Raw genomic sequence first — 21,870 nt, 5'->3', positions numbered from 1 at the left:
TCCGAGGACCAGAGTGCCAGCTGCCGAGGAGGGCCGCGATGACCGACGACCGCCGCCTCGCGGTGCTGCGCGCGATCGTGGAGGACTACGTCGCCACGCGCGAGCCGGTCGGCTCCAAGGCGCTGGTCGACCGGCACGCCCTGGGCGTCTCGCCCGCCACGATCCGCAACGACATGGCGGCGCTGGAGGACGAGGGGCTTATCGTCCAGCCCCACACCAGCGCCGGGCGCGTGCCCACCGACAAGGGCTACCGCGTCTTCGTCGACCGGCTCACCGGCATCAAGCCGCTCTCGCCGGCCGAGCGCCGGGCCATCGAGCGCCTGCTCGTCGACGCGAACGACCTCGACGACGTGCTCGAGCGCACCGTGCGGCTGCTGGCGCAGCTGACCCAGCAGGTCGCCGTCGTGCAGTACCCGTCGCTGTCGCGCGCCGCGGTGCGCCACGTCGAGCTCGTGCCCCTCGGTCCGCGCCGCCTGGTCCTGGTGGTGATCACCGACACCGGCCGGGTGGAGCAGCGCACCGTCGACGTGCCCGCCGAGGTGGGCACCGAGCTCGTCACCGAGCTGCGCGGCCGGCTCAACACCGCCACCGCCGGGCGGCGGCTCGAGGACGTCGGCGCGGTGCTGCCGGGCGCGACCGCGGGCCTGCGCCCGGAGGACGCCGGAGCGGTGGCGGCCGTGCTGGAGGCGCTGCGCTCGGCGGTGCAGGCCAGCCGCGAGGACCGCATCGTCATGGCGGGGACGGCGAACCTCGCCCGCGAGAGCAGCTTCTCGGCGTCCCTGGGGGTGGTGCTGGAGGCCATCGAGGAGCAGGTGGTGCTCCTGCGCCTGCTCTCGGAGATGGCCGACGACCCGGCCAGCGGCGTCTCGGTGCGCATCGGCCGCGAGATCCTCCACTCCGGCCTGACCGACGCGTCCGTGGTCAGCAGCGGGTACGGCTCGGGCGGCGACGCGGTCGCCCGCCTCGGCATCCTGGGCCCGACCCGCATGGACTACCCGACCACCATCGCCGCGGTGCGCGCCGTGGCGCGGTACCTGAGCAGGGTCCTCGCCCAGTGACCGCCGCCCCGCCCCGCCCCGCACCCGCCCCAGCGACCCCGGCCCCCGTCAGGAGCGACTCGCGCCCGTGACCGACCACTACGCGGCGCTCGGCGTCCCCCGCGACGCCAGCACCGAGGACATCAAGAAGGCGTACCGCAAGCTGGCGCGCCAGCTGCACCCGGACGTCAACCCCAGCGCCGGCGAGCGGTTCAAGGAGGTCTCCGCCGCCTACGAGGTGCTCGCCAACCCCGACAAGCGCCGCGCCTACGACATGGGCGGCTCCGGGGGCCCCGGCGCCGGCTTCGGCCAGGGCTTCGGCTTCAGCGACATCTTCGAGACCTTCTTCGGCGGTGCGGGCGGCGGGCGCGGGCCGGTCTCCCGCGCCCAGCCGGGCCAGGACGCGCTGATCCGCCTCGAGGTCGACCTGCGCGAGGCCGTCTTCGGCAGCGAGCGGGAGCTGGCGGTCGACACGGCCGTCACCTGCCCCCGCTGCGACGGCAGCTGCGCCGAGCCGGGCACCTCCGAGCGCACCTGCGACGTCTGCGGCGGCCGCGGGCAGGTGCAGCGCACGGCCCGCTCGCTGCTGGGCCAGGTGCTCACGACGTCCCCGTGCCCCACGTGCGGCGGCTACGGCACCGTCATCCCGAGCCCGTGCGCGGAGTGCGCCGGGGAGGGCAGGGTGCGCAGCCGGCGCACCCTGACCATCCGCGTGCCCGCGGGCGTGGACACCGGCACCCGCATCCAGCTCGCCGGCCAGGGCGAGGTCGGCCCGGGCGGCGGGCCCGCGGGCGACCTGTACGTCGAGGTCGTCCAGCGCCCGCACGAGCTGTTCACCCGCCGCGGCGACGACCTGCACTGCAGCCTCGCCGTGCCCATGACGGCCGCCGCGCTGGGCGCCACGATCCCCCTGGAGACCCTCGACGGGACCCGGGACGTGGAGGTCCGCCCGGGCACCCAGCCCGGGGAGGTGCTCACCCTGCGGGGCCTCGGCGTCACGCACCTGCGCTCCGGCGGCCGCGGCGACCTGCACGTGCACGTCGACGTGAAGGTCCCCACCCGCCTGGACGACGAGCAGGAGCGGCTGCTGCGCGAGCTCGCCCGCCTGCGCGGCGACGAGCGGCCCGACGGGGGGTTCGCGCCCGCGCAGCAGGGCGTCTTCTCCCGCCTGAAGGACCGCTTCGCCGGCCGGTGACGCGGTCGTCGGCGGCCGGTCGACGTCGATCGCGGGCGCGGAGCCCGGAGGGCTGCGGTGCGGAGGCTGTGGGCCCGCTGTGAGATCAGCTCCGGGCATCCGGGCGTGCATGCTCCGGCGGCATCGGGGTAGGACGACCGTGCGCAGCGCTGACCAGGTTGAACAGACAGCCTGGGGGAGCCGTCCAGGCTCCCGTCCACCGGGTCCACGCGCCCGTCGGAACAGCGGCCTCCCACCCCGGTCGCGCCGAGGACCCGCTCGCGGGTCTCGTGCGGCCCGACCGGGCCCGGGCGGGCCGGCCCCGTCGATCCGGGGCAGCGCTGCACGACACGTCATCGAGAGAGGAACCACGACATGGCCAGGAACAACGCGCCCAGCGGCGCACGACCCGGGGCTCAGCCTCTGGCCGACTCCGGGGTCGGCCCCACGACCGGGACGAACGTGACGGTGGAGGCCGAGCGCCGCGACCGCGTGCGCTGGGGCCCGGTGTGGGCCGGCCTCATCGTCGTCCTGCCCACCTTCCTTGTGCTCGAGCTCATCGCCCTGGCGCTGGGCTGGCTGGACCTGGCGCCCGGCGAGGGCGGCGGCGGCGGCATCGTCACCGGCATCATCGGCCTGCTCGCCTTCTTCCTCGGCGGCCTGACCGCCGGGGCCACCGCGATGTGGCGCGGCGCGGACGACGGCCTGCTGCACGGGATCCTCGTGTGGGCCCTCGGCGTGGTCGCCATCCTGCTGCTGACCCTGCTCGGTGGCGGCGCCCTGTTCGGCTCCCTCGCCAGCGCGGCCACCGAGGTCGTCAACCTCCAGCAGGTGGGCCAGGCGGCCCAGGGCGTGGACGTCGACCCGGCGCAGGCGGCCGAGACCGCTCGCACGGCCGGCGGCGCGGCCGCGCTGGGCCTGGGTGCGACCATCGTCGCCTCGGCCCTGGGCGGTCTGCTCGGCGCCAAGATGTGGCCGCGCAAGAAGGACGTCGAGAACGACACGGTCACCGTCCACTGAGAGACCCCTCCGCACTCCCGCGCCCGCGCCGTCCTGCCAGGACGGCGCGGGCGCGCTCGCGTCGGGGCGTCACCCGATCCAGAACCGCTTCGTGTCCGCGAACGGGCGCGCGCCGAGGCCGCCCTCGCCGCCGGAGTCGTCCGGCGCCCACGCGGTCAGCGTGCACGGCGCGCACGCCCCCGCCGGCAGCTCCAGCTGCACGGAGAACTCCCCGTACGCGCCGTTCGCCCCGCCCGTGGCGTACCCGTCGCCCAGGACGGCGCCCGCGGCGTCGGAGACCTCCCACAGCACCGTGCCCTCGACCGCGGTGCTCACCCCGGTGATCGCGACGGGCCCGGCGGGCAGGTGGTCCCCCTCCTGCGGCGCCGTGACCCACACCGGGGCCTGCACCTGCGCCTGCGGAGCCCGCTGGACCGGCTCGCCGAGCCGGACGCCGCCCCAGGCGTCGGCGGGCGCACCGTCCACGACGACCGTCACGGGCACGTCCCGCCCGGCGGCGGCGGTCGCCGTCCACACGAGCTGCTGGACGGCGAGCTCGGCGGGCGCGGAGCCGGTGCCCTCGGCCAGGGCGTCGGCCGACAGGTCGACGACCAGGCCGCCGTCGCGCTCGGTGACATCGACGCGGGTGGCCGGGCTCCACGGGCTCGCGAGGTCCGGGTCGAGCGGCTCCCCGCGCGTCATGAGCGCCACGGCCGCGGCCGCGTCCGACCCGGTCGTCTCCACCTCGCGGAACTCCCGGTACAGGCGCGGGCCGAGGCCGGTCTCCCCGATCCAGTAGACGGGCACGGTCCTCGTGCCGCCGCTCCCGGCGCTGCTGGGGCTCGCGGTGCCGCCGGAGCTCGCGGTGTCGCCGGAGCTCGCGGCGCTGGCGGAGCTCTCGGCGCTGTCGGCGGCCGGACCGCTCGACGCGGCGGGCGTGCCGGCGGCCGGAGCCGTCGCGAGGTCCTGGCCCTGGCCGCACTCCGCCAGCCCCGCGGCCAGTCCCGCGGCCAGTCCCGCGGCCAGTCCCGCGGCCAGCCCCGCGGCCAGCCCCGTGGTGAGGACCGCGGCGCGCGCTGCGGCCGCACCTCCCGCGCGTCCGCTCGTCCTGGTCATGGTCCCTCCAGCTCCGCAGGCGGCCGGCGTCCTGCGGCTCCGTTCTACCCGCGCGCGGCCCCGCCGCGGGGGCGGCGCGCCCGGGCGGGGCGCACTAGCCTGCGGCGGGTGCCCAGCGACGCCGCTCCCGACCGCGCCCGGGACCCCGAGTGCCTCTTCTGCCGCCTCGTCGCGGGGGAGGTGCCGGTCGACGTCGTCTCGCGCACCGAGCGCGTCGTGGCCTTCCGCGACATCGACCCGCAGGCGCCCGTGCACGTCCTCGTCGTCCCCGTCGACCACCACCGGGACGCCGCGGCGCTCGCGGCCGCCGACCCCTCGCTGCTCGCCGAGGTCGTCGCGGCGGCCGACGCCGTCGGCGCGGCCGAGTGCGACCACCAGTACCGGCTGGTGTGGAACACCGGCCCGCAGGCGGGGCAGTCCGTCTTCCACGTGCACGCCCACGTGCTCGGCGGGCGGCCCCTGCGGTGGCCGCCGGGCTGACCTGTCCCCTCGCAGTACCATGGGGACCGAGCGGCTCCGCCCCCGGGGCCCGACCACCAGGAGCCCAGGGCGTCCGCCCGTCCCATGGCCGACCAGCCGTCGCAGTTCCCGTCCTCTCCTCCGACCTCCGCGCCCGACGGGCGGCTCGCCGCCCGCGCCGGCGAGGCCCGCGCCGGGGTCCATCACCGGATCGTCGTGCCCCCCGACGTCCCGATGGTCGCCGTCCTCGGCACCCGGGACGAGCTGCTGCGGGTCGTCGAGCGCTCCTTCCCCCGCGTCGACGTCCACGTGCGGGGCAACGAGATCACCCTGACCGGGCAGCCGGGCGACATCGCGCTCGTGGAGCGGCTCGTCGACGAGATGCTCGTCGTCCTCGGCGCCGGGCAGGCGCTGAGCCCCGACGCCGTCGAGCGCTCGATCGGCATGCTGCGCCAGCAGACCGTCGAGCGGCCCGCCGACGTGCTGACGATGAACGTGCTCTCCGGGCGCGGGCGCAGCATCCGCCCCAAGACCGTGGGGCAGAAGCGCTACGTCGAGGCCATCGACCAGCACACGATCGTCTTCGGCATCGGCCCGGCCGGCACCGGCAAGACCTACCTGGCGATGGCGAAGGCCGTGCAGGCCCTGCAGGCCAAGCAGGTCACCCGCATCATCCTCACCCGGCCCGCGGTGGAGGCGGGGGAGCGGCTGGGGTTCCTGCCCGGCAGCCTCACGGACAAGATCGACCCGTACCTGCGGCCGCTGTACGACGCGCTGCACGACATGGTCGACCCCGACTCCATCCCGCGGCTGATGGCCTCGGGCACCATCGAGGTCGCGCCGCTGGCGTACATGCGCGGGCGCACCCTCAACGACGCGTTCATCATCCTCGACGAGGCGCAGAACACCTCCGCCGAGCAGATGAAGATGTTCCTCACCCGCCTCGGCTTCGGCTCGAAGATGGTGGTCACGGGCGACGTCACCCAGGTGGACCTGCCCAGCGGCACCGCCTCGGGCCTGCGCGTCGTCCAGGACATCCTCGACGGCGTGGAGGACGTGAACTTCTCGACGCTGACCAGCACGGACGTCGTCCGGCACCGGCTGGTCAGCGACATCGTCGACGCCTACGGGCGGTGGGAGTCCGCCCGTCCCCCGGCCGAGGCGGCCGGGTCCGCGCGGGGCCGGCGGTGAGCGTCGAGGTCGTCAACGAGTCCGGGGCCGGCGTCGACGAGCGCGCCCTGGCCGACTGCGCCCGCTGGGTGCTCGACGAGATGCGCGTGCACCCGCAGGCCGAGCTGTCGCTGCTCGTCGTCGACCCCGCCGCCATGAGCGCGCTGCACGAGCAGTGGATGGACGAGCCGGGCCCCACCGACGTCCTCAGCTTCCCCATGGACGAGCTGCGCCCCGGCGGGGACGACGCGACCAGCCCGCCCGGGCTGCTCGGCGACGTCGTCCTGTGCCCCGAGGTCGCCGCCGAGCAGGCCGCCGAGGCCGGCCACCCGGTCGAGGAGGAGCTGCTGCTGCTGACGACCCACGGGATCCTGCACCTGCTGGGGTACGACCACGCCGATCCGGGGGAGGAGAGGGAGATGTTCGACCTGCAGCGCCGGCTGCTCGCCACCTTCCTCGCGCGCCGCTCGTGACCGACGTCTCGCCCGCCCTCGCCGTCTGGCTGCTCGTGGCGGCGGCCGTCCTCGTCGTCGTGGCCGCCACCCTGGCCGCCGCCGAGGCCGCCGTCGGCCGCCTCACCCGCGCCGAGGCCGCCCGCCTGGTCGCCGAGGGGCGCCGCGGCGCGAGCGCCGTCCAGGACCTCGTCACCGACCCCTCCCAGGCGCTGTCGGTCTCCACGCTGGCGCGCGTGACGGCGGAGACCGCCGCCGCGGTGTGCGTGGCCGTCGCCGCCGAGGCCCTCACCGACAGCTGGTGGGCCGGCCTGCTCATCGCCGTCGTCGTCATGGGCGTCGTCTCGTTCGTGCTGCTCGGGGTCAGCCCGCGCACGGTCGGGCGCCAGCACGCCGAGGGCGTCGCGCTGCGGGCCGCGCCGCGGCTGCGGCTGCTCGCCAGGCTGCTCGGGCCGATCGCCCGCCTGCTCGTGCTGGTCGGCAACGCCATCACCCCGGGCAAGGGCTACCGCGACGGGCCGTTCGCCAGCGAGGGCGAGCTGCGGGAGCTGGTCGACCGCGCGAGCGAGTCCTCGATCATCGAGGCCGGCGAGCGGCAGATGATCCACTCGGTGTTCGAGCTGGGGGACACCCTGGTGCGCGAGGTGATGTCCCCGCGCACCGACATGGTGACCCTGCCCGCACGGGCGAGCCTGCGCGAGGCCATGACGACGTTCCTGTCCTCGGGCCGCTCGCGCGTGCCCGTGGTGGGCGAGTCGGTCGACGACGTCGTGGGCGTCCTGTTCTTCAAGGACGTCGCCCGCGCGCTGCTGGACCGGCGCGGCGGCGCGACCCGGGCCGGCGACCTGGCCCGGCCGGCGGTGTTCGTGCCCGAGACCAAGCAGGTCGACACGCTGCTGCGCGAGATGCAGCACGACTCCCTGCACCTGGCCGTCGTCGTCGACGAGTACGGCGGCGTGGCGGGGCTGGTCACGCTCGAGGACCTGCTCGAGGAGATCGTCGGCGAGATCGCGGACGAGTACGACCGCGAGCCGCCGGAGGTCGTGCCGCTCGGTGACGGCGCCTTCCGCGTCAACGCCCGGCTGCCCATCGACGAGCTGGGCGAGCTGTTCGGCATCGACGTCGAGGACGACGAGGTGGACTCCGTCGGCGGGCTGCTCGCCAAGGTCCTCGGCACGGTGCCCGACGAGGGCGCCCGTGTGCGCGTCGCCGGCCTCGAGCTGACCGCGGAGGCGGTCGACGGCCACCGGATCACCACCGTGCTCGCCCGGCGCGCCGACGAGGAGGCGCACTCGGCCCCGGCGGAGGACGGCGCGATCGGCGCCGTGCCCGCGCGCGAGGCCGCCTCGTGACGACGGCGCCCCACCGCTCCGGCTTCGCGTGCCTCGTGGGGCGGCCCAACGCCGGCAAGTCGACCCTGACCAACGCGCTCGTCGGCGAGAAGGTGGCCATCACCTCCTCGCGCCCGCAGACCACGCGGCACACGGTGCGCGGCGTCGTCCACCGCCCCGACGCGCAGCTGGTGCTCGTCGACACCCCCGGCCTGCACCGCCCGCGCACGCTGCTGGGCCAGCGGCTGAACGACCTGGTGATGGCCACCCTCGCCGAGGTCGACGTCGTCGCGTTCTGCCTGCCCGCGGACGAGAGGGCCGGGCCCGGGGACCGCTTCATCGCCGACCAGCTGGCCGAGCTGCGCCGCACCCCGGTGGTGGCGGTGGTCACCAAGGCCGACGCCGTCGACCGGGCGCGCCTGGCCGAGCGGCTCGTGGAGGTCACCGGCCTGACCGGGCAGGGCCGCGAGTGGGCGGACGTCGTCCCGGTCTCCGCCCTCGACGGCTTCCAGGTCGACGTCGTCGCCGACGTCCTCGTCTCCCACCTGCCCGAGGGGCCGCCGCTGTACCCGGCGGGGGAGCTGACCGACGAGCCGGAGGCCGTCATGGTCGCCGAGCTGGTGCGCGAGGCCGCGCTGGAGGGCGTGCGCGACGAGCTGCCGCACTCCCTGGCGGTCGTCGTGGAGGAGATGGCCCCGCGCGAGGACCGCGGCCCGCACCAGGAGCCGCTGCTGGACGTGCACGTGGTGCTCTACGTCGAGCGCGACAGCCAGAAGGGCATCGTCATCGGCCGCGGCGGGTCCCGGCTGCGCGAGGTCGGCACGACCGCCCGCGCCAGCATCGAGCGGCTGCTCGGCACGCGCGTGCACCTGGACCTGCGCGTGAAGGTCGCCAAGGACTGGCAGCGCGACCCGCGCCAGCTGGCCCGCCTGGGCTTCTGAGCCGTCCCGGTGGCGTCAGGCCGCGGCGTCGTGCTGGTGCCGTTGGTGTCCAGCGCCTCCGTGCTGACGTCGCCCACGAGGCCGTCGAGCTGGCCGTGGACCGCCGCGTCCTCGCCCTGACCGGTCAGGCCCGGTGTCCGGCGGTCTGACCAGCCCGGTGGTGGTCCGTCCCCGTCCCTGCCGGCGCGCCCGCTGGTGCGACCCGGTGGGGTAGCGTGACGGCGTGCGCGCGGCGCTGCTCCTCGGTCGCCGCGGCGAGGTCCCGCAGCCCTAGGTCGGCTCCCTCGCCGCGGGGTCCGCCGCTGCCGGCCGCTCAACCGCTCCCCCGCGAGGTTCGTGACCATGCGCAGTCCCCAGCAGCCGTCCCCGATGCCGGTGCACAGGTACCGCCCCTACGCCGAGACCTTCTCCGTCGACCTGCCCGACCGCACGTGGCCCTCGCGGCGCACGACGTCCGCGCCCCGCTGGTGCGCCGTGGACCTGCGCGACGGCAACCAGGCCCTGATCGACCCCATGAGCCCGGACCGCAAGATGCGGATGTTCGACCTGCTCGTGCGCCTCGGCTACAAGGAGATCGAGGTCGGGTTCCCCTCGGCGAGCCAGACCGACTACGACTTCGTCCGCCAGCTCGTCGAGGGGGACCGCATCCCGGACGACGTCACGATCCAGGTCCTCACGCAGGCGCGCGAGCACCTGATCGAGCGCACCTACGAGTCCCTGCGCGGGGCCCGCTCGGCGATCGTCCACCTGTACAACTCGACGTCGGTGCTCCAGCGCGAGGTCGTCTTCGGCCTCGACGAGGACGGCGTGGTCGACCTGGCGCTGTCCGGGGCGCGCCTGTGCCGCAAGTTCGAGGAGTCCCTGCCCGGCACGGCGGTGTGCTACGAGTACTCCCCGGAGTCCTACACCGGCACCGAGCTGGAGTTCGCCGCCCGCATCTGCAACGAGGTGCTCGGCGTCTTCGAGCCCGCCCCGGACCGCAAGGCGATCATCAACCTGCCGGCGACGGTGGAGATGGCCACGCCCAACGTCTACGCCGACTCGATCGAGTGGATGGGCCGCCACCTGGCGCACCGGGACGACGTGATCCTCTCCCTGCACCCGCACAACGACCGCGGCACCGCCGTCGCGGCCGCCGAGCTGGGCCTGCTCGCCGGCGCCGACCGGGTCGAGGGGTGCCTGTTCGGCAACGGCGAGCGCACCGGCAACGTCGACCTCGTCACCCTGGCGCTGAACCTGCTGACCCAGGGCGTGGACCCGCAGGTGGACCTCTCGCGCCTGGACGAGGTGCGGCGCACCGTGGAGTACTGCAACCAGATCGGCGTGCACGAGCGGCACCCCTACGGCGGGGACCTCGTGTACACGGCGTTCTCCGGCTCCCACCAGGACGCGATCAAGAAGGGCTTCGAGGCGATGGAGCGCCGCGCCGCCGCGCGGGGCGCCGGCGTCGACGAGCTCGAGTGGGCGGTGCCCTACCTGCCGATCGACCCCAAGGACGTCGGGCGCAGCTACGAGGCCGTGATCCGCGTCAACAGCCAGTCCGGCAAGGGCGGCGTGGCGTACCTGATGCGCACCGAGCACTCCCTGGACCTGCCGCGGCGCCTGCAGGTGGAGTTCAGCCAGGTCGTGCAGGCGCGCACCGACGCCTCCGGCGGGGAGGTCTCCGCCGCCCAGCTGTGGGACGCGTTCGCCGACGAGTACCTGCCCGCGCCCGACCCGTCGCGCGCCTGGGGGCGCTTCTCCCTGCGCGGGCTGCGCTCGGCCAGCCAGGTCGAGGGCGCCGACGCGCTCTCGGTCGACCTCCTCGTGGACGGGCAGCCGCGCACCCTCGAGGGGCTCGGCAACGGCCCCATCGCCGCCTTCGTCTCCGCCCTCGGGCAGGTCGGCGTGGACGTGCGCGTGCTCGACTACGCCGAGCACGCCCTCGGCGCCGGCGGGGACGCGACGGCGGCCGCCTACGTCGAGTGCGAGGTCGGGGACCGCGTGCTGTGGGGCGTGGGCATCGACGCCAACATCGTCGTCGCCTCGCTGAAGGCCGTGGTCTCGGCGGTCAACCGCGCCACCCGCCCGAGGAGCTGACTGCCCGCCCCACCGCGGCGATCGTGCACCTGCGGGCTGGGGGCCGGGGTCAGCGCTCCTGGTCCGGGTCGGGCACGCGGGCGCCGGGCGCCACCCGGGCGCCGTCGGCCACGACCGCCGAGCGCCCGACCAGGGTGACGTCGCCGTCCTCGCCGCCGACCACGGCGCCGCGGCCCGCGCTCGCGCCGTCGTCGAGGACGGCGCGGGTGACGGTCGCCCCGGAGCGCACCCGCACGCCGGGCAGGAGCACCGAGCCGGTCACCACGGCGCCCTCCTCGACCACGACGCCGGGGGAGAGCACGGAGCCGACCACGGTGCCGGCCACCCGCGTGCCGCCGGCGAGCAGGCTCTGCTCCACCTGCGCGCCGCGCAGCACGCGCGCGGCGCTGTGCCCGCCGCCGCGGGTGCGCACCGGCCGGGCGGGGTCGTCGAGGTCCAGCGGCGGGTCGTCGGCCAGGAGCTCCTGGTGCGCCTGCCAGTACGCCTCGACGGTGCCGACGTCGCGCCAGTGACCGCCCAGGGCGCGGGCCCGGGCCCGCCCGTCGCGCACCTGGGCGGGCAGCAGCTGCGTGCCCAGGTCCTCCAGACCCTCCTCGCCGGCGTCGGCCGCCAGCTCCTCGAGGCGGTCCAGCGCGGGCTGCGGGTCGAAGACGAACACCTCGGTGGTCGCGGTCGTCGTCCGCGGCCGCTCGGGCTTGTACGCGTAGTCGCGCACGCGCCCGTCGTCCCCGACCTCGACGACGCCGTAGCGCGAGGCGTCGTCCGCGGCGACCTCGGTGGTCACCATCGTCACCTCGGCACCGGTGTCCAGGTGCTCCTCGACGACCTGGCGGTAGTCGCACCGGTAGACGGCGTCCGCGCTGAGGACGACGAGGGCGTCGGCGCCGTAGGAGCGCACGAGGTCCGCGTGGCGCCACAGCGAGTCCGCCGTGCCGGAGTTCCAGCCGCCGCGCTCGGTGCCCAGGTAGGGCGGCAGGGTCATCAGGCCGCCGGTGGTGCGGTCGAGGTCCCACGGGCGGCCGTTGGCCAGGTGCTCCGAGAGCGACGCGGGTTGGAACTGCACCGAGATCCACACGTCGGCGAGCTGGCTGTGCTGGCAGCTGCTGAGGGGGAAGTCGATCAGCCGGTAGACGCCGGCGAAGGGGACGGCGGGCTTGGCGCGGTGGTCGGTGAGCAGCTCCAGGCGGCCACCGGCGCCGCCGGCGAGGACGAGGACGAGGACCCGGGGGAGAGCCATGCCCGACGTCTACCCCGTGATCGTTCTCCCCACGCCCGCCTCGTGCGCGCTGCCCCATGATGACCGGTCGTCCGGCCGTGATCGGCCGCAGCCGGCGGGACCGCGGGCCGGCCAGGACTGTCCGACCGGTGCAGCACAATCGCCCTGTGCGCCTGTACCGCGACGAAGCCGTCGTCCTGCGCACCCAGAAGCTCGGCGAGGCCGACCGCATCGTCACGCTGCTCACGCGCCACCACGGGCGGGTGCGCGCCGTGGCCAAGGGCGTGCGCCGCACCAGGAGCAAGTTCGGCGCGCGGCTGGAGCCGTTCATGCTCGTCGACGTCCAGCTGCACGCCGGCCGCTCCCTCGACGTCGTCACGCAGGCGGAGGTGCTGGGCCCCTACGGCAGCGCGCTCGCGGCCGACTACCCGCGCTACACCGCCGCGGCCGCCATGGCCGAGACGGCGGAGCGGCTGACCGAGGTCGAGCGCGAGCCCGCGACGCAGCAGTTCCTGCTGCTCGTGGGCGCCCTGCGCACCCTGGCGGCCGGCGGCCACGAGGCGTCGCTGGTGCTCGACGCGTACCTGCTGCGCTCCATGGCGGTCGCCGGGTGGGCCGTGAGCCTGCGCGACTGCGCCCGCTGCGGCGCCCCGGGCCCGCACCGCGCGTTCGCCGTCGCGGCCGGCGGCGCCGTGTGCCCGCAGTGCCGCCCGCCGGGCTCCTCGGCGCCCGACCCGGCGACGTTCGTGCTGCTCTCGGCCCTGCTCTCGGGCGACTGGGAGCACGCCGACGCCGCCGACCCGCGCCACCACCGCGAGGGCAGCGGGCTGGTCGCCGCCTACCTGCAGTGGCACCTGGAGCGGGGCGTGCGCTCCCTGCGCATGGTCGAGCGCGCGTGAGGGGCCTGCGCCGCGGCGGCGACCGAGCGGGCGCCCCCGCTGCCCGCGAGGTGCTCGCGCCCCCGCCGCACCCCAGCGGCGCCCGCCCGCCGCAGCTGCCGCCCGAGCTCGTGCCGGGCCACGTCGCCATCGTCATGGACGGCAACGGCCGCTGGGCCAACGCCCGTGGCCTGCCGCGCACCGCCGGGCACGAGGCGGGGGAGGCGGCGCTGCTCGACGTCGTCGCCGGCGCCATCGAGGTCGGCGTGAGGCACGTGTCCGCCTACGCCTTCTCCACCGAGAACTGGAAGCGCTCGCCCGAGGAGGTGCGCTTCCTCATGGGCTTCAACCGCGACGTCATCCGCCGCCGCCGCGACCAGATGCACGCCTGGGGCGTGCGGGTGCGGTGGGCCGGGCGCCGTCCGCGGCTGTGGCGCAGCGTGGTCGCCGAGCTGGAGGAGGCCGAGCGGCTCACCGCGGCCAACACCACCTGCACCCTGACGATGTGCGTGAACTACGGCGGGCGCGCGGAGATCGCCGACGCCGTGCGCGCCATCGGCGCCGAGGTCGCCGCGGGCCGGCTGGACCCGGCCCGGATCGACGAGCGCACCATCGCGCGCCACCTCGACGAGCCCGACCTGCCGGACGTCGACCTGTTCCTGCGCACGTCCGGGGAGCAGCGGACCTCCAACTTCCTGCTCTGGCAGTCCGCCTACGCCGAGCTGGTCTTCCTCGACGACCTGTGGCCGGACGTCGACCGGCGCACCCTGTGGCGCGCGGTCGAGCTGTACGCCCGGCGCGACCGCCGGTACGGGGGAGCGGTCGACCGGGCGGCTCCCCCCACCCCGTCGTGATCATGCAGGTCCGGTCGACCGGACCTGCATGATCACGAGGAGGGTGCGGCGCACTGGGCGCAGGTGCCGAAGACCTCCACCTGGTGCGCGACGTCCGTGAACCCGTGCTCGTGCGCCACCGCGCCCGCCCAGCGCTCCACGGCCTGGTCCTCGACCTCCACCGTGCGCCCGCAGCGCCGGCACACCAGGTGGTGGTGGTGTCCCCGGCTGCACCGGCGGTAGACGGCCTCGGCGTCGTCGCTGCTGCGCAGCACGTCCACCTCGCCGTCCTCGACCATCGCCTGCAGCGCCCGGTAGACGGTCGCCAGGCCGATGGGGTTGCCGCGCTCGCGCAGGTCGGCGTAGATCTCCTGCGCGCTGCGGAAGGAGGAGCCGGCGCCCAGCAGCTCCTGGACGGCGGCGCGCTGGCGCCCCGCCCGGCGCCGTCCCGACGCCGGGCGCCCGTCCCGCTCCTCCACCTGCTCGCTCACGCTCCCGCTCCTCCCGTGCCCGCTGCCGTGCCCGCTGCCGTGCCCGCTGCCGTGCCCGCTGCCGTGCCCGCTGCCGTGCCCGCTGCCGTGACCGCCCGCGCCGCCGCCGAGCGCCGCCGCAGCGGGGGCGCCACCGCCGCGGCGAGCGCCACCGCGAGGAAGGCGGCGAGCGCCAGCAGCACGATCGTGCCGCCCGAGGGCGTGTCGGCGTAGTAGGACGCCGTCACCCCGGTCAGGCTGCACGCCAGGCCGATCGCGCACGCCGCGGCGAGGGTGGCGGTGAACCCGCGGCAGACCCGCTGCGCCGTGGCGACCGGGACGACCATGAGCGCGCTGACGAGCAGCAGGCCCACGGTGCGCATGGACAGCACGACCGTGACGGCCGTCATCACCGCCAGCGCCGTGTTGACGCCCAGGGCGGGCAGGCCCACGGCGCGGGCGTACTCCTCGTCGTTGCTGACGGCGAACAGCCACGGCCGCAGCACCAGCACGGCCGCGAGCAGGACCGCGGCGAGGACGCCGAAGGTGCGCACGTCCGCGGGGGAGGTCGTCGTGATGGCGCCGAAGAGGTAGTTGGACAGGACGGCGGGGCTGCCGGACGGCGCCTGGCTGACGAGCACCACCCCGCCGGCGATGCCGCCGTAGAAGATGATCGCCAGGGCGACGTCACCGCTCGTGCGCCCGCGGGCGCGCACGGCCTCCAGGACGACGGCCGCGCCCGCCGCGGCGACCAGCGCCGTCCACACCGGCGCCGCGCCCGTCAGCAGGCCCGCCGCCACGCCCGCGAGCGCCATGTGGCCCAGCCCGTCCCCGACCAGGGACAGGCCCCGCTGGACCAGGAACGCGCCGACCACCGGTGCGGCGAGGCCGACCATGGCCGCCGCGAGCAGCGCGCGGCGCATGAAGTCGTAGTCGAGGACCTCCACCTCAGCGCTCCATGGCCGGGCCGGTGAGGAAGGAGCGGCGGCGCCCGCGCGGGCCGCTGCCGTGGTCCTCGTGGTCGTGGTGGTCCGCCGGGTGGTCCTCGTCCGGGTGCGTCGGGTGCGCGCGCCGGCCCGCGGCCCCCGGCTCCGCGGGCAGGCGGCGGTCCTCGACGACCCTGCCGTCGACGAGGCGGACCGCCCGGTCGACGAGCCCGCGCACGGCCGCCAGCTCGTGCGTGACGATCACCATGGTCGTGCCGGCGGAGGACAGCTCGGCGAGCACCTCCACGAGGGCGTGCTGGTTCTCCTCGTCGACGCCCGCGGTGGGCTCGTCGAGCAGGAGCACCTCCGGCTCGGCCGCCAGCGCGCGGGCGATGAGGACGCGCCGCTGCTGCCCGCCCGACAGCTGCGCCACGCTGCTGCGCGCGCGGTCGGCCAGGCCCACCGCCTCCAGGGCCCCGGAGACCGCCAGGCGGTCCCGGCGCCGGGCGGCGGGGGTCAGGCGGCGCAGCGGGCCGGTGCGGGGCAGCCGCCCGACCGCCACCACCTCGGCGACGGTGACGGGCACGGACGCCGCGACGGTGTGCCGCTGCGGCACGTACCCGAGCGCCGCGCGCCGGCGCAGGTGCGCCACCCCCGTGCCGAGCACCTCCAGCTCCCCGGAGAGCACCTCGGCCAGGCCCAGGGCGCCGCGCACGAGCGTGGTCTTGCCGGAGCCGTTCGGGCCCAGCAGCGCCAGGCAGTCGCGCGGGCGCACCTGCAGGTCGACGTCGCGCACCACGGGGACGCCCCGGTAGCCGAGGCTGCAGCGCCGGTAGGACAGCACGGCGGCGTCCGCCGCGGCGGACGGCGGGCGCCGCAGGTGCGGGGCCGCGCTCACGCGCACGACTGCCCTGCGCGCAGCACCTCGAGGTTGGCGCGCATCACCGCCAGGTAGTCCTCCCCGGCGGCGTCCTCGGTCAGGCCCTCCAGCGGGTCCAGGACGGCGGTGCTCGCGCCGGTCTCCGCGGCGACGGTCTCGGCCAGCTCGGGCGCCACGAGGGTCTCGACGTAGATCGTGCTCACCCCGTGGACGCGCACGAAGTCGGTGACCTCGGCCATCTGGGCCGCGGTGGGCTCGTCCTCGGCGGACAGGCCGCTGATGCCCACCTGCTCCAGGTCGTAGCGGTCGGCGAGGTAGGCGAACGCCTCGTGGCTGGTGACGAGCGTGCGGTCGGTGCAGCTGCTCAGGCCCTGCTCGACCTCCGCGTCGAGCGCCTGCAGGTCCTGGCGCAGCTGCGCCGCGCCCTGCTCGTACGCGGCGGCGCCCTCGGGGTCGACCTGCGCCAGCCGCGCGGCGACGGCGTCCCCCACCGCGGCCAGGCGCAGCGGGTCCAGCCAGAAGTGCGGGTCGGGCGCCTCGGCTCCTGCGGCCTCCTCGGCGTGCTCCTCCTCGGCGTGCTCCTCCTCGGCGTGCTCCTCCGCGTGGGCGCCCTCGCCGCCGGCGAGGCTGAGGTCGGCGGCCTCCGCGACGTCCATGCTGTTGCCGGCGCCGGTCGTCTCCACCGCGTCGTCCACGGCGGGCTGGAACCCGCCCAGGTGCAGCACGAGGTCGGCCTCGCCGACCGCGGCGACGTCGGAGGGGGCGAGCTCGAGGTCGTGCGCCTCCGCCCCCGGCGGGGTCAGGTTCGTCACCGCCGCGCGATCGCCGCCGACGCGCTCGGCGACGAACTGCAGCGGGTAGAAGGACGCGAGCACCTGCACGCCGGCGTCCGCGCCGTCCCTGCCGTCGCCGCCGTCCGCGCCGTTGCTGCCGTTCCCGGTGGCCGCCGACGTCTGCGCGGACCCGCCGGTGCAGCCCGCGCACGCGGCGAGGACCAGGAAGGCGGTGGCGAGCACCGGGGCGCCGACGAGCCTGCAGTTCACGACAACCATTCTCGTGCTGGGCGGGCTCGTGTCAAAGCCGCCGGGCCCGCGGGTAGCCTTGCCCGTCCGCCGACACCCCAGCCGGAGAGGGAACCCGTGGCCACGTCGCCGTCCACCGCACCGTCCGCGAGCCGCATCGACACCGTCGTCAGCCTGTGCAAGCGCCGCGGCTTCGTCTTCCCCTCGGGGGAGATCTACGGGGGGACGCGCTCCGCGTGGGACTACGGCCCCCTCGGCGTGGAGCTGAAGGAGAACATCAAGCGCCAGTGGTGGCGCGCGGTGGTGCAGAGCCGCGACGACGTCGTCGGCCTCGACTCCTCGGTGATCCTGCCCCGCCAGACCTGGGTCGCCTCCGGGCACGTCGGCGTCTTCACCGACCCGCTCACGGAGTGCCAGAACTGCCACAAGCGCTTCCGGGCCGACCACCTCCAGGAGGAGTACGAGGCGAAGAAGGGCCGGGCCCCCGAGAACGGGCTGGCCGACATCGCCTGCCCGAACTGCGGGGAGCGCGGTCGGTGGACCGAGCCGCGCGACTTCAACATGATGCTCAAGACCCACCTCGGCCCCGTCGAGGACGAGTCCGGCCTGCACTACCTGCGCCCGGAGACCGCGCAGGGCATCTTCGTCAACTTCGCCAACGTCATGGGCTCGGCGCGCAGGAAGCCGCCCTTCGGCATCGGGCAGATCGGCAAGTCGTTCCGCAACGAGATCACCCCGGGCAACTTCATCTTCCGCACCCGCGAGTTCGAGCAGATGGAGATGGAGTACTTCGTCGAGCCCGGCACCGACGAGCAGTGGCACCAGTACTGGATCGACGAGCGGACGCGCTGGTACGTCGACCTCGGCATCTCCCGGGACAACCTGCGCCACTACGAGCACCCGGAGGAGAAGCTGTCGCACTACTCCAAGCGCACCGTCGACATCGAGTACCGCTTCGGCTTCCCCGGCTCCGAGTGGGGTGAGCTCGAGGGCATCGCCAACCGCACCGACTTCGACCTGTCCACGCACAGCGAGCACTCGGGCGTGGACCTGTCGTACTTCGACCAGGCCAAGGGCGAGCGCTGGACGCCGTACGTCATCGAGCCGGCGGCGGGCCTGACGCGCTCGCTCATGGCGTTCCTCGTCGAGGCCTACGCCGAGGACCAGGCGCCCAACGCCAAGGGCGGCGTCGACACGCGCGTGGTGCTGCGCCTCGACCACCGCCTCGCGCCCGTCAAGGCCGCCGTGCTGCCGCTCTCGCGCAGCGGCGACCTCTCGCCGAAGGCGCGCGACCTCGCCGCGCGGCTGCGGAAGAACTGGAACGTCGACTTCGACGACGCCGGCGCGATCGGACGCCGCTACCGGCGCCAGGACGAGGTCGGCACCCCGTTCTGCCTCACCGTCGACTTCGACACCCTCGAGGACCAGGCCGTCACGGTGCGCGAGCGCGACTCGATGGCGCAGACGCGCGTGTCCCTGGACCAGGTCGAGTCCTACCTGGCCGCCCGCCTCGTGGGCGCCTGAGCCGCACGCCGCCGCCTGCACTGATCGCCCCGCCCGCCCGGCTGATGAGCACGGGGGCGCCCAGTGCTCGTCCTACGGGCACTGGGCGCCCCCGTGCTCACCGGCGATGGGCACGATCGCGCCCAGTCCGGCGCTCGCGCCGGGTCAGCGCGCTCGTCGTGCCTCGACGCAGACGCGCAGGGAGGCCATGACCTCCCGGCAGACACCGGCCGGGTCGTCGTGGACGTCGCGGGGAGCCAGTGCCAGGACGCGCTCGCCGTGGGCCACGAGCGCCCTCTGCCGCCGCTGCGTCGACCGGTACGCCGCGGGGCTCGCGTGCCACTCCACGGAGTCCAGCTCGACGACGGCCCGCAGCTCGTGCCAGTAGGCGTCCGCGACGGCGATCACCTCACCGTCCGCAGACCGGATCGGGACGTTCCACCGCGGGGCCGGCACGCCGCCCGCCGCGAAGACCTCCCGCAGCCGCGCCTCGGCCCCGGACCGCACGCCCGCGGCCACCTCGGCCAGCGCCTCTCGGCTCAGCGCGCTGCGCTGCCGGGCGGCCAGCCGCACCTCCTCGGCCAGCTGGGCCACCGTGCACCGCCGCTGCTGGACGGCGGCCGCGACGAGCTCGCGCACGTCGGCGAGGTCCTCGGTGCGCCGGGCCGCGTCGATGACGGCTCGGGCGACCGGGACGCACGCCAGCCCCCGCACCAGCACGGCGTCCAGCGGACGCCGGCTGCGGGTGACGAGGGCGAACCCGTGGGACGAGCGCTGGCACGGGTGCGGCACGAGCACGTGCACCCGGTCGTCCGGGCGGTCGAGGCGGACGCGCACGCCGTGCACCTCCAGGGCGTCGCGTCCGGTGAGCGCGCCACCCCTCCCGGCGTACTGGATCGCCGCCAGCCGGCGTTCGGTGCGCGTCAGGACGCCCCGGTGACCGGCGACGACACCGGGGAGCACGCGCTGCCACGGCCCCTCGCGACGGATCCGGCGGGTGATCGTGGACGCCGGGACGCCGGCCTCCCGCAGCTGCCGGTGCGTGGCCACCGACCGGCCCGGAGCGAGCAGGACGGCGAGGGCGGCGAGGTCCACGGGGACGCGTCGGGGCACGACAGCACTCTGGAGCGACCGCGCGGTGCGGCGGGCGCCCCGCGGCCGGCCTGTGGACGGCGGGGGAGCGGGACCGGCCTGTGAGCGGCACGTGGTCGCCGACCAGCCGTGCGGGGGCCGCTGGGGCCCGCTCCAGCGGCACCGGGTGGAACCGTGCCCATCGCCGATGAGCACGGGGGCGCCCAGTGCTCGTCCTACGGGCACTGGGCGCCCCCGTGCTCACGCGGTGAGCGGCGCGCGGTGAGCGACGTGTGGTGAGCGGCGCGCGGTGAGCGGCGCGTGGTGCGCGACGTGTGGTGAGCGGCGCGCGGGGACGCAGGACGGCCGCGGGTGCAGGAGGCGCGGCCTGCGCGAAACGGGCACGCGGACGGACCCGGGCGGTTACGGTCGCCCGAGCCCGTCCGCACCCGACAGGAGCAGCAGCATGGTCACCACGCAGAGCGCGCCCGCGCCGGTCATCGGCAGCAGCGTGGTGCTGCTGCCCGTCCGCTCCGGGGCCGGCACCACCGGCACGCTGGCCATGTGGGACGCCGGACCGGCCGGCCTCGTCGTCACCGCCAGCGTCGCGCTCGCGCCCTCGGACGTCGCCGCGGTCTCCGGTCAGCGGGTGTGGGCCCGGCTGGAGTCCGAGGACGGCGCGGTCAGCGTCATCGAGGCCATCGCCGAGGCCGACGTGCGCGGCACTTCCGTCAGCCTGACCGGGGTGCTGGCCATCGCCCACGAGCACCGCCGCACGGCCCCGCGCGCCGAGACCGTCCGCTCGGCGTCCGTGCGCGCCGCCGGCACCGCCTACGCGGCGCTCACCGTCGACCTCTCGCGGGCCGGCGCCCGCCTGGAGCTGCCCGCGGAGGCCATCGGCGCCGCCGACCGGCTCGAGGTGGAGGTGGCGGTCTCCGACGCCGAGACCGTCTCCGCCCGCGCGGAGGTGGTGCGCGTGGACGCCGCCCGCGGGGAGGTCGCCATCCGCTTCGTCGACCTCACCGACGAGGACGCCGAGCGCATCGAGCGCGCGGTGTTCTCCGACCTGTCCGGCCGCCCCGGCCGCTGACGGGCCCGCCGAGCGCTCACCGCGGAGCGGCGGCCAGCGGAGCGGCGGCCAGCGGGGCCGGCGCGCACGGGGCGGGAGCCCCGGACCACGCGTCGAGCACCTGCTCGGCCCAGCGCCGCTCGACCGCGTCGAAGACCACCTGGGTGTCGTGCATGATGCCGCCGCGCGAGGAGCGCCTGGCGGTGCCGGCCGGCCCGAAGCAGCCGTCGGGGACGTAGTCGACGACGACCTGCTCGCGGTACCAGGCCTCCAGATCCGCGCCCAGGGGGATGCCGTGCTGCGCGTAGGCCGCCACCCACTCCTGGAAGAAGGGGTCCACGGTGCCGACCAGGTCGCCGAAGAACTCCTCGGCCTGCGCCTGGTCCGCCGCGCACACCGGGTAGTACGACCTCGTGGGCGGCCCGTCGTAGCCCCAGCGGTCGAAGCTGTACTTGTCCGGCAGGGCGAACAGCGCGTGGCCGAGCTCGTGCGCCAGCACCCCGTCGTCCCGCGCGGCGTCCATCGCCTCACCGCTCATCCCGAGGATCACCCCGTCGAAGACGTCCGCCCCGGCGGCGGGGGTCTGCGGCGGGGTGAACATCGGCACCTGCGCCGCTGCCTGCGTCGAGCCCGACCAGTTCCAGGCCAGGGTGACCTCGAGCCGGTGCGGCAGGTCCACCGGGAAGGCGCCGCCGACGGCGCCCCAGGGGCGGTCCCAGCCCTCGACGGCGGGCGGGGGCTCCTCGACGTACCAGACGTTGAACAGGTCCTTGCGCGAGCGCAGGGGCTCCAGCGCGAAGGGCCCCCACGTGAGGTCCCACACCTCCTCGCCCGGCCCGGCCGGCTGCCCGTCCGGCCCCAGCGGCACCGGGCCGTCCCAGGTGAGCAGCTGGCGGGCGTAGCCGGTCCAGTCCGCGCCCTCGGGTGCGCCGGAGGCGGCGAAGACGATGTCGATGCGCTGCGCGTCGAGGTAGTTGTGCCCCGGCACCAGCGGGTGCAGGCCCTCCGGCACCGCGGTCGCAGCGGCGGCCTGCGACGGCGCGGAGGAGGAGCGGTCGGACGCCGGTGCGGTGGGCGCCGCGCCGGCGGGGGCGAGCAGCCCGAGGACGAGCGTCGAGGCGGTGGCCAGCGCCGCCGCGGCGGTGCGGGCGGGTGCGTGCGGACGGCGGAGCACGGGGCCTCCCGGTGCAGCTGCTGGGCGCCCTCGCCCGGTGCGCGGGCGTCCCACCGCTCCAGACGCCGCC

21 protein-coding genes are annotated in these 21,870 nt (G+C 76.0%); 13 read left to right on the top strand and 8 right to left on the bottom strand.

Annotated features, from left to right (window positions below; genetic code table 11):
- Positions 1–38: 38 nt before the first annotated feature.
- The 3 genes from hrcA (at position 39) to BLS82_RS00825 (ending at position 3,231) form a co-directional block, all read left to right on the top strand.
- Positions 39–1,058 (top strand): heat-inducible transcriptional repressor HrcA, encoded by a 1,020-nt coding sequence (gene hrcA, locus BLS82_RS00835; protein ID WP_092860789.1) that lies wholly within the window; start codon positions 39–41, stop codon positions 1,056–1,058.
- Between the two features lie 67 nt (positions 1,059–1,125).
- Positions 1,126–2,232 (top strand): molecular chaperone DnaJ, encoded by a 1,107-nt coding sequence (gene dnaJ, locus BLS82_RS00830; RefSeq protein WP_092860787.1) that lies wholly within the window; start codon positions 1,126–1,128, stop codon positions 2,230–2,232.
- Between the two features lie 354 nt (positions 2,233–2,586).
- Positions 2,587–3,231 carry a permease gene (locus BLS82_RS00825; RefSeq protein ID WP_143028692.1) on the top strand — a complete coding sequence of 215 codons (645 nt, stop codon included), beginning with the start codon at positions 2,587–2,589 and terminating at the stop codon, positions 3,229–3,231.
- Between the two features lie 69 nt (positions 3,232–3,300).
- Here the strand turns inward: BLS82_RS00825 and BLS82_RS00820 are convergent, their stop codons facing one another.
- Complete coding sequence (locus BLS82_RS00820; RefSeq protein ID WP_092860783.1) at positions 3,301–4,326, bottom strand: Gmad2 immunoglobulin-like domain-containing protein; 1,026 nt, start codon at positions 4,324–4,326, stop codon at positions 3,301–3,303.
- Positions 4,327–4,434: 108 nt separating this feature from the next.
- On the opposite strand from BLS82_RS00820, the gene BLS82_RS00815 reads away from it, so the two are divergent.
- The 6 genes from BLS82_RS00815 to leuA all read left to right on the top strand — a co-directional run bounded on the left by BLS82_RS00815 (position 4,435) and on the right by leuA (position 10,758).
- Positions 4,435–4,806: an HIT domain-containing protein gene (locus BLS82_RS00815; RefSeq protein WP_092860781.1), complete on the top strand. Its 372-nt coding sequence runs from the start codon at positions 4,435–4,437 to the stop codon at positions 4,804–4,806.
- Positions 4,807–4,890: 84 nt separating this feature from the next.
- A complete protein-coding gene (locus BLS82_RS00810; RefSeq protein ID WP_092860779.1) occupies positions 4,891–5,976 on the top strand; it encodes a PhoH family protein in 1,086 nt (361 codons plus the stop codon).
- The gene (gene ybeY / locus BLS82_RS00805) at positions 5,973–6,428 is read left to right on the top strand and encodes an rRNA maturation RNase YbeY (protein WP_092862430.1); all 456 of its coding nucleotides are present in this window, start codon (positions 5,973–5,975) and stop codon (positions 6,426–6,428) included. The genes BLS82_RS00810 and ybeY overlap by 4 nt, the downstream gene beginning before the upstream one ends.
- Positions 6,425–7,759 carry a hemolysin family protein gene (locus BLS82_RS00800; RefSeq protein WP_092860777.1) on the top strand — a complete coding sequence of 445 codons (1,335 nt, stop codon included), beginning with the start codon at positions 6,425–6,427 and terminating at the stop codon, positions 7,757–7,759. The genes ybeY and BLS82_RS00800 overlap by 4 nt, the downstream gene beginning before the upstream one ends.
- The gene (gene era / locus BLS82_RS00795) at positions 7,756–8,679 is read left to right on the top strand and encodes a GTPase Era (protein WP_092860775.1); all 924 of its coding nucleotides are present in this window, start codon (positions 7,756–7,758) and stop codon (positions 8,677–8,679) included. The genes BLS82_RS00800 and era overlap by 4 nt, the downstream gene beginning before the upstream one ends.
- A 342-nt stretch (positions 8,680–9,021) precedes the next feature.
- Positions 9,022–10,758, top strand: a complete 1,737-nt coding sequence (gene leuA, locus BLS82_RS00790) for a 2-isopropylmalate synthase (RefSeq protein WP_092860773.1) — start codon at positions 9,022–9,024, stop codon at positions 10,756–10,758.
- A gap of 49 nt (positions 10,759–10,807) precedes the next feature.
- Here the strand turns inward: leuA and BLS82_RS00785 are convergent, their stop codons facing one another.
- Positions 10,808–11,995, bottom strand: coding sequence for a glucose-1-phosphate adenylyltransferase family protein (locus BLS82_RS00785; protein ID WP_092860771.1), 1,188 nt, complete (start codon positions 11,993–11,995; stop codon positions 10,808–10,810).
- 146 nt (positions 11,996–12,141) lie between these two features.
- Here BLS82_RS00785 and recO point away from each other — a divergent pair, with 146 nt between their 5' ends.
- Positions 12,142–12,873, top strand: coding sequence for a DNA repair protein RecO (recO, locus tag BLS82_RS00780; RefSeq protein ID WP_092860769.1), 732 nt, complete (start codon positions 12,142–12,144; stop codon positions 12,871–12,873).
- A 5-nt stretch (positions 12,874–12,878) separates the two neighbouring features.
- Positions 12,879–13,706 (top strand): isoprenyl transferase, encoded by an 828-nt coding sequence (locus BLS82_RS00775; RefSeq protein WP_369811029.1) that lies wholly within the window; start codon positions 12,879–12,881, stop codon positions 13,704–13,706.
- A gap of 32 nt (positions 13,707–13,738) precedes the next feature.
- On the opposite strand, the gene BLS82_RS00770 is transcribed toward BLS82_RS00775, so the two are convergent.
- The 4 genes from BLS82_RS00770 to BLS82_RS00755 are packed head-to-tail and all read right to left on the bottom strand — an operon-like array spanning position 13,739 to position 17,013.
- Positions 13,739–14,176, bottom strand: a complete 438-nt coding sequence (locus BLS82_RS00770; protein ID WP_255378023.1) for a Fur family transcriptional regulator — start codon at positions 14,174–14,176, stop codon at positions 13,739–13,741.
- Positions 14,173–15,102, bottom strand: a complete 930-nt coding sequence (locus BLS82_RS00765) for a metal ABC transporter permease (protein WP_218123409.1) — start codon at positions 15,100–15,102, stop codon at positions 14,173–14,175. The genes BLS82_RS00770 and BLS82_RS00765 overlap by 4 nt, the downstream gene beginning before the upstream one ends.
- 1 nt (position 15,103) lies before the next feature.
- Positions 15,104–15,979, bottom strand: coding sequence for a metal ABC transporter ATP-binding protein (locus BLS82_RS00760; protein ID WP_218123408.1), 876 nt, complete (start codon positions 15,977–15,979; stop codon positions 15,104–15,106).
- Positions 15,976–17,013 (bottom strand): metal ABC transporter substrate-binding protein, encoded by a 1,038-nt coding sequence (locus BLS82_RS00755; RefSeq protein WP_092860767.1) that lies wholly within the window; start codon positions 17,011–17,013, stop codon positions 15,976–15,978. Before BLS82_RS00755 ends, BLS82_RS00760 begins: the two co-directional genes overlap by 4 nt.
- Before the next feature lie 87 nt (positions 17,014–17,100).
- Between BLS82_RS00755 and BLS82_RS00750 the strand changes: the two genes are divergently transcribed.
- On the top strand, positions 17,101–18,507 hold the full coding sequence (locus tag BLS82_RS00750) for a glycine--tRNA ligase (protein ID WP_092860765.1): 1,407 nt from the start codon (positions 17,101–17,103) through the stop codon (positions 18,505–18,507).
- Between the two features lie 144 nt (positions 18,508–18,651).
- On the opposite strand, the gene BLS82_RS00745 is transcribed toward BLS82_RS00750, so the two are convergent.
- Positions 18,652–19,599, bottom strand: coding sequence for a PDDEXK family nuclease (locus BLS82_RS00745; protein WP_143028691.1), 948 nt, complete (start codon positions 19,597–19,599; stop codon positions 18,652–18,654).
- Between the two features lie 424 nt (positions 19,600–20,023).
- Here BLS82_RS00745 and BLS82_RS00740 point away from each other — a divergent pair, with 424 nt between their 5' ends.
- Entirely contained in the window at positions 20,024–20,647 is a 624-nt protein-coding gene (locus BLS82_RS00740; RefSeq protein ID WP_092860761.1) for a PilZ domain-containing protein, read from the top strand.
- A 16-nt stretch (positions 20,648–20,663) separates the two neighbouring features.
- Here BLS82_RS00740 and BLS82_RS00735 read toward each other — a convergent pair whose 3' ends face one another.
- On the bottom strand, positions 20,664–21,800 hold the full coding sequence (locus BLS82_RS00735; RefSeq protein ID WP_092860759.1) for a M64 family metallopeptidase: 1,137 nt from the start codon (positions 21,798–21,800) through the stop codon (positions 20,664–20,666).
- Positions 21,801–21,870: the final 70 nt, after the last annotated feature.

The sequence above is a fragment of the Quadrisphaera sp. DSM 44207 genome (assembly GCF_900101335.1).
Taxonomy (GTDB): domain Bacteria; phylum Actinomycetota; class Actinomycetes; order Actinomycetales; family Quadrisphaeraceae; genus DSM-44207.
The sequence above is the reverse complement of the archived record's forward strand: the minus strand, read 5'-3'. Positions and strand labels throughout refer to the sequence as shown.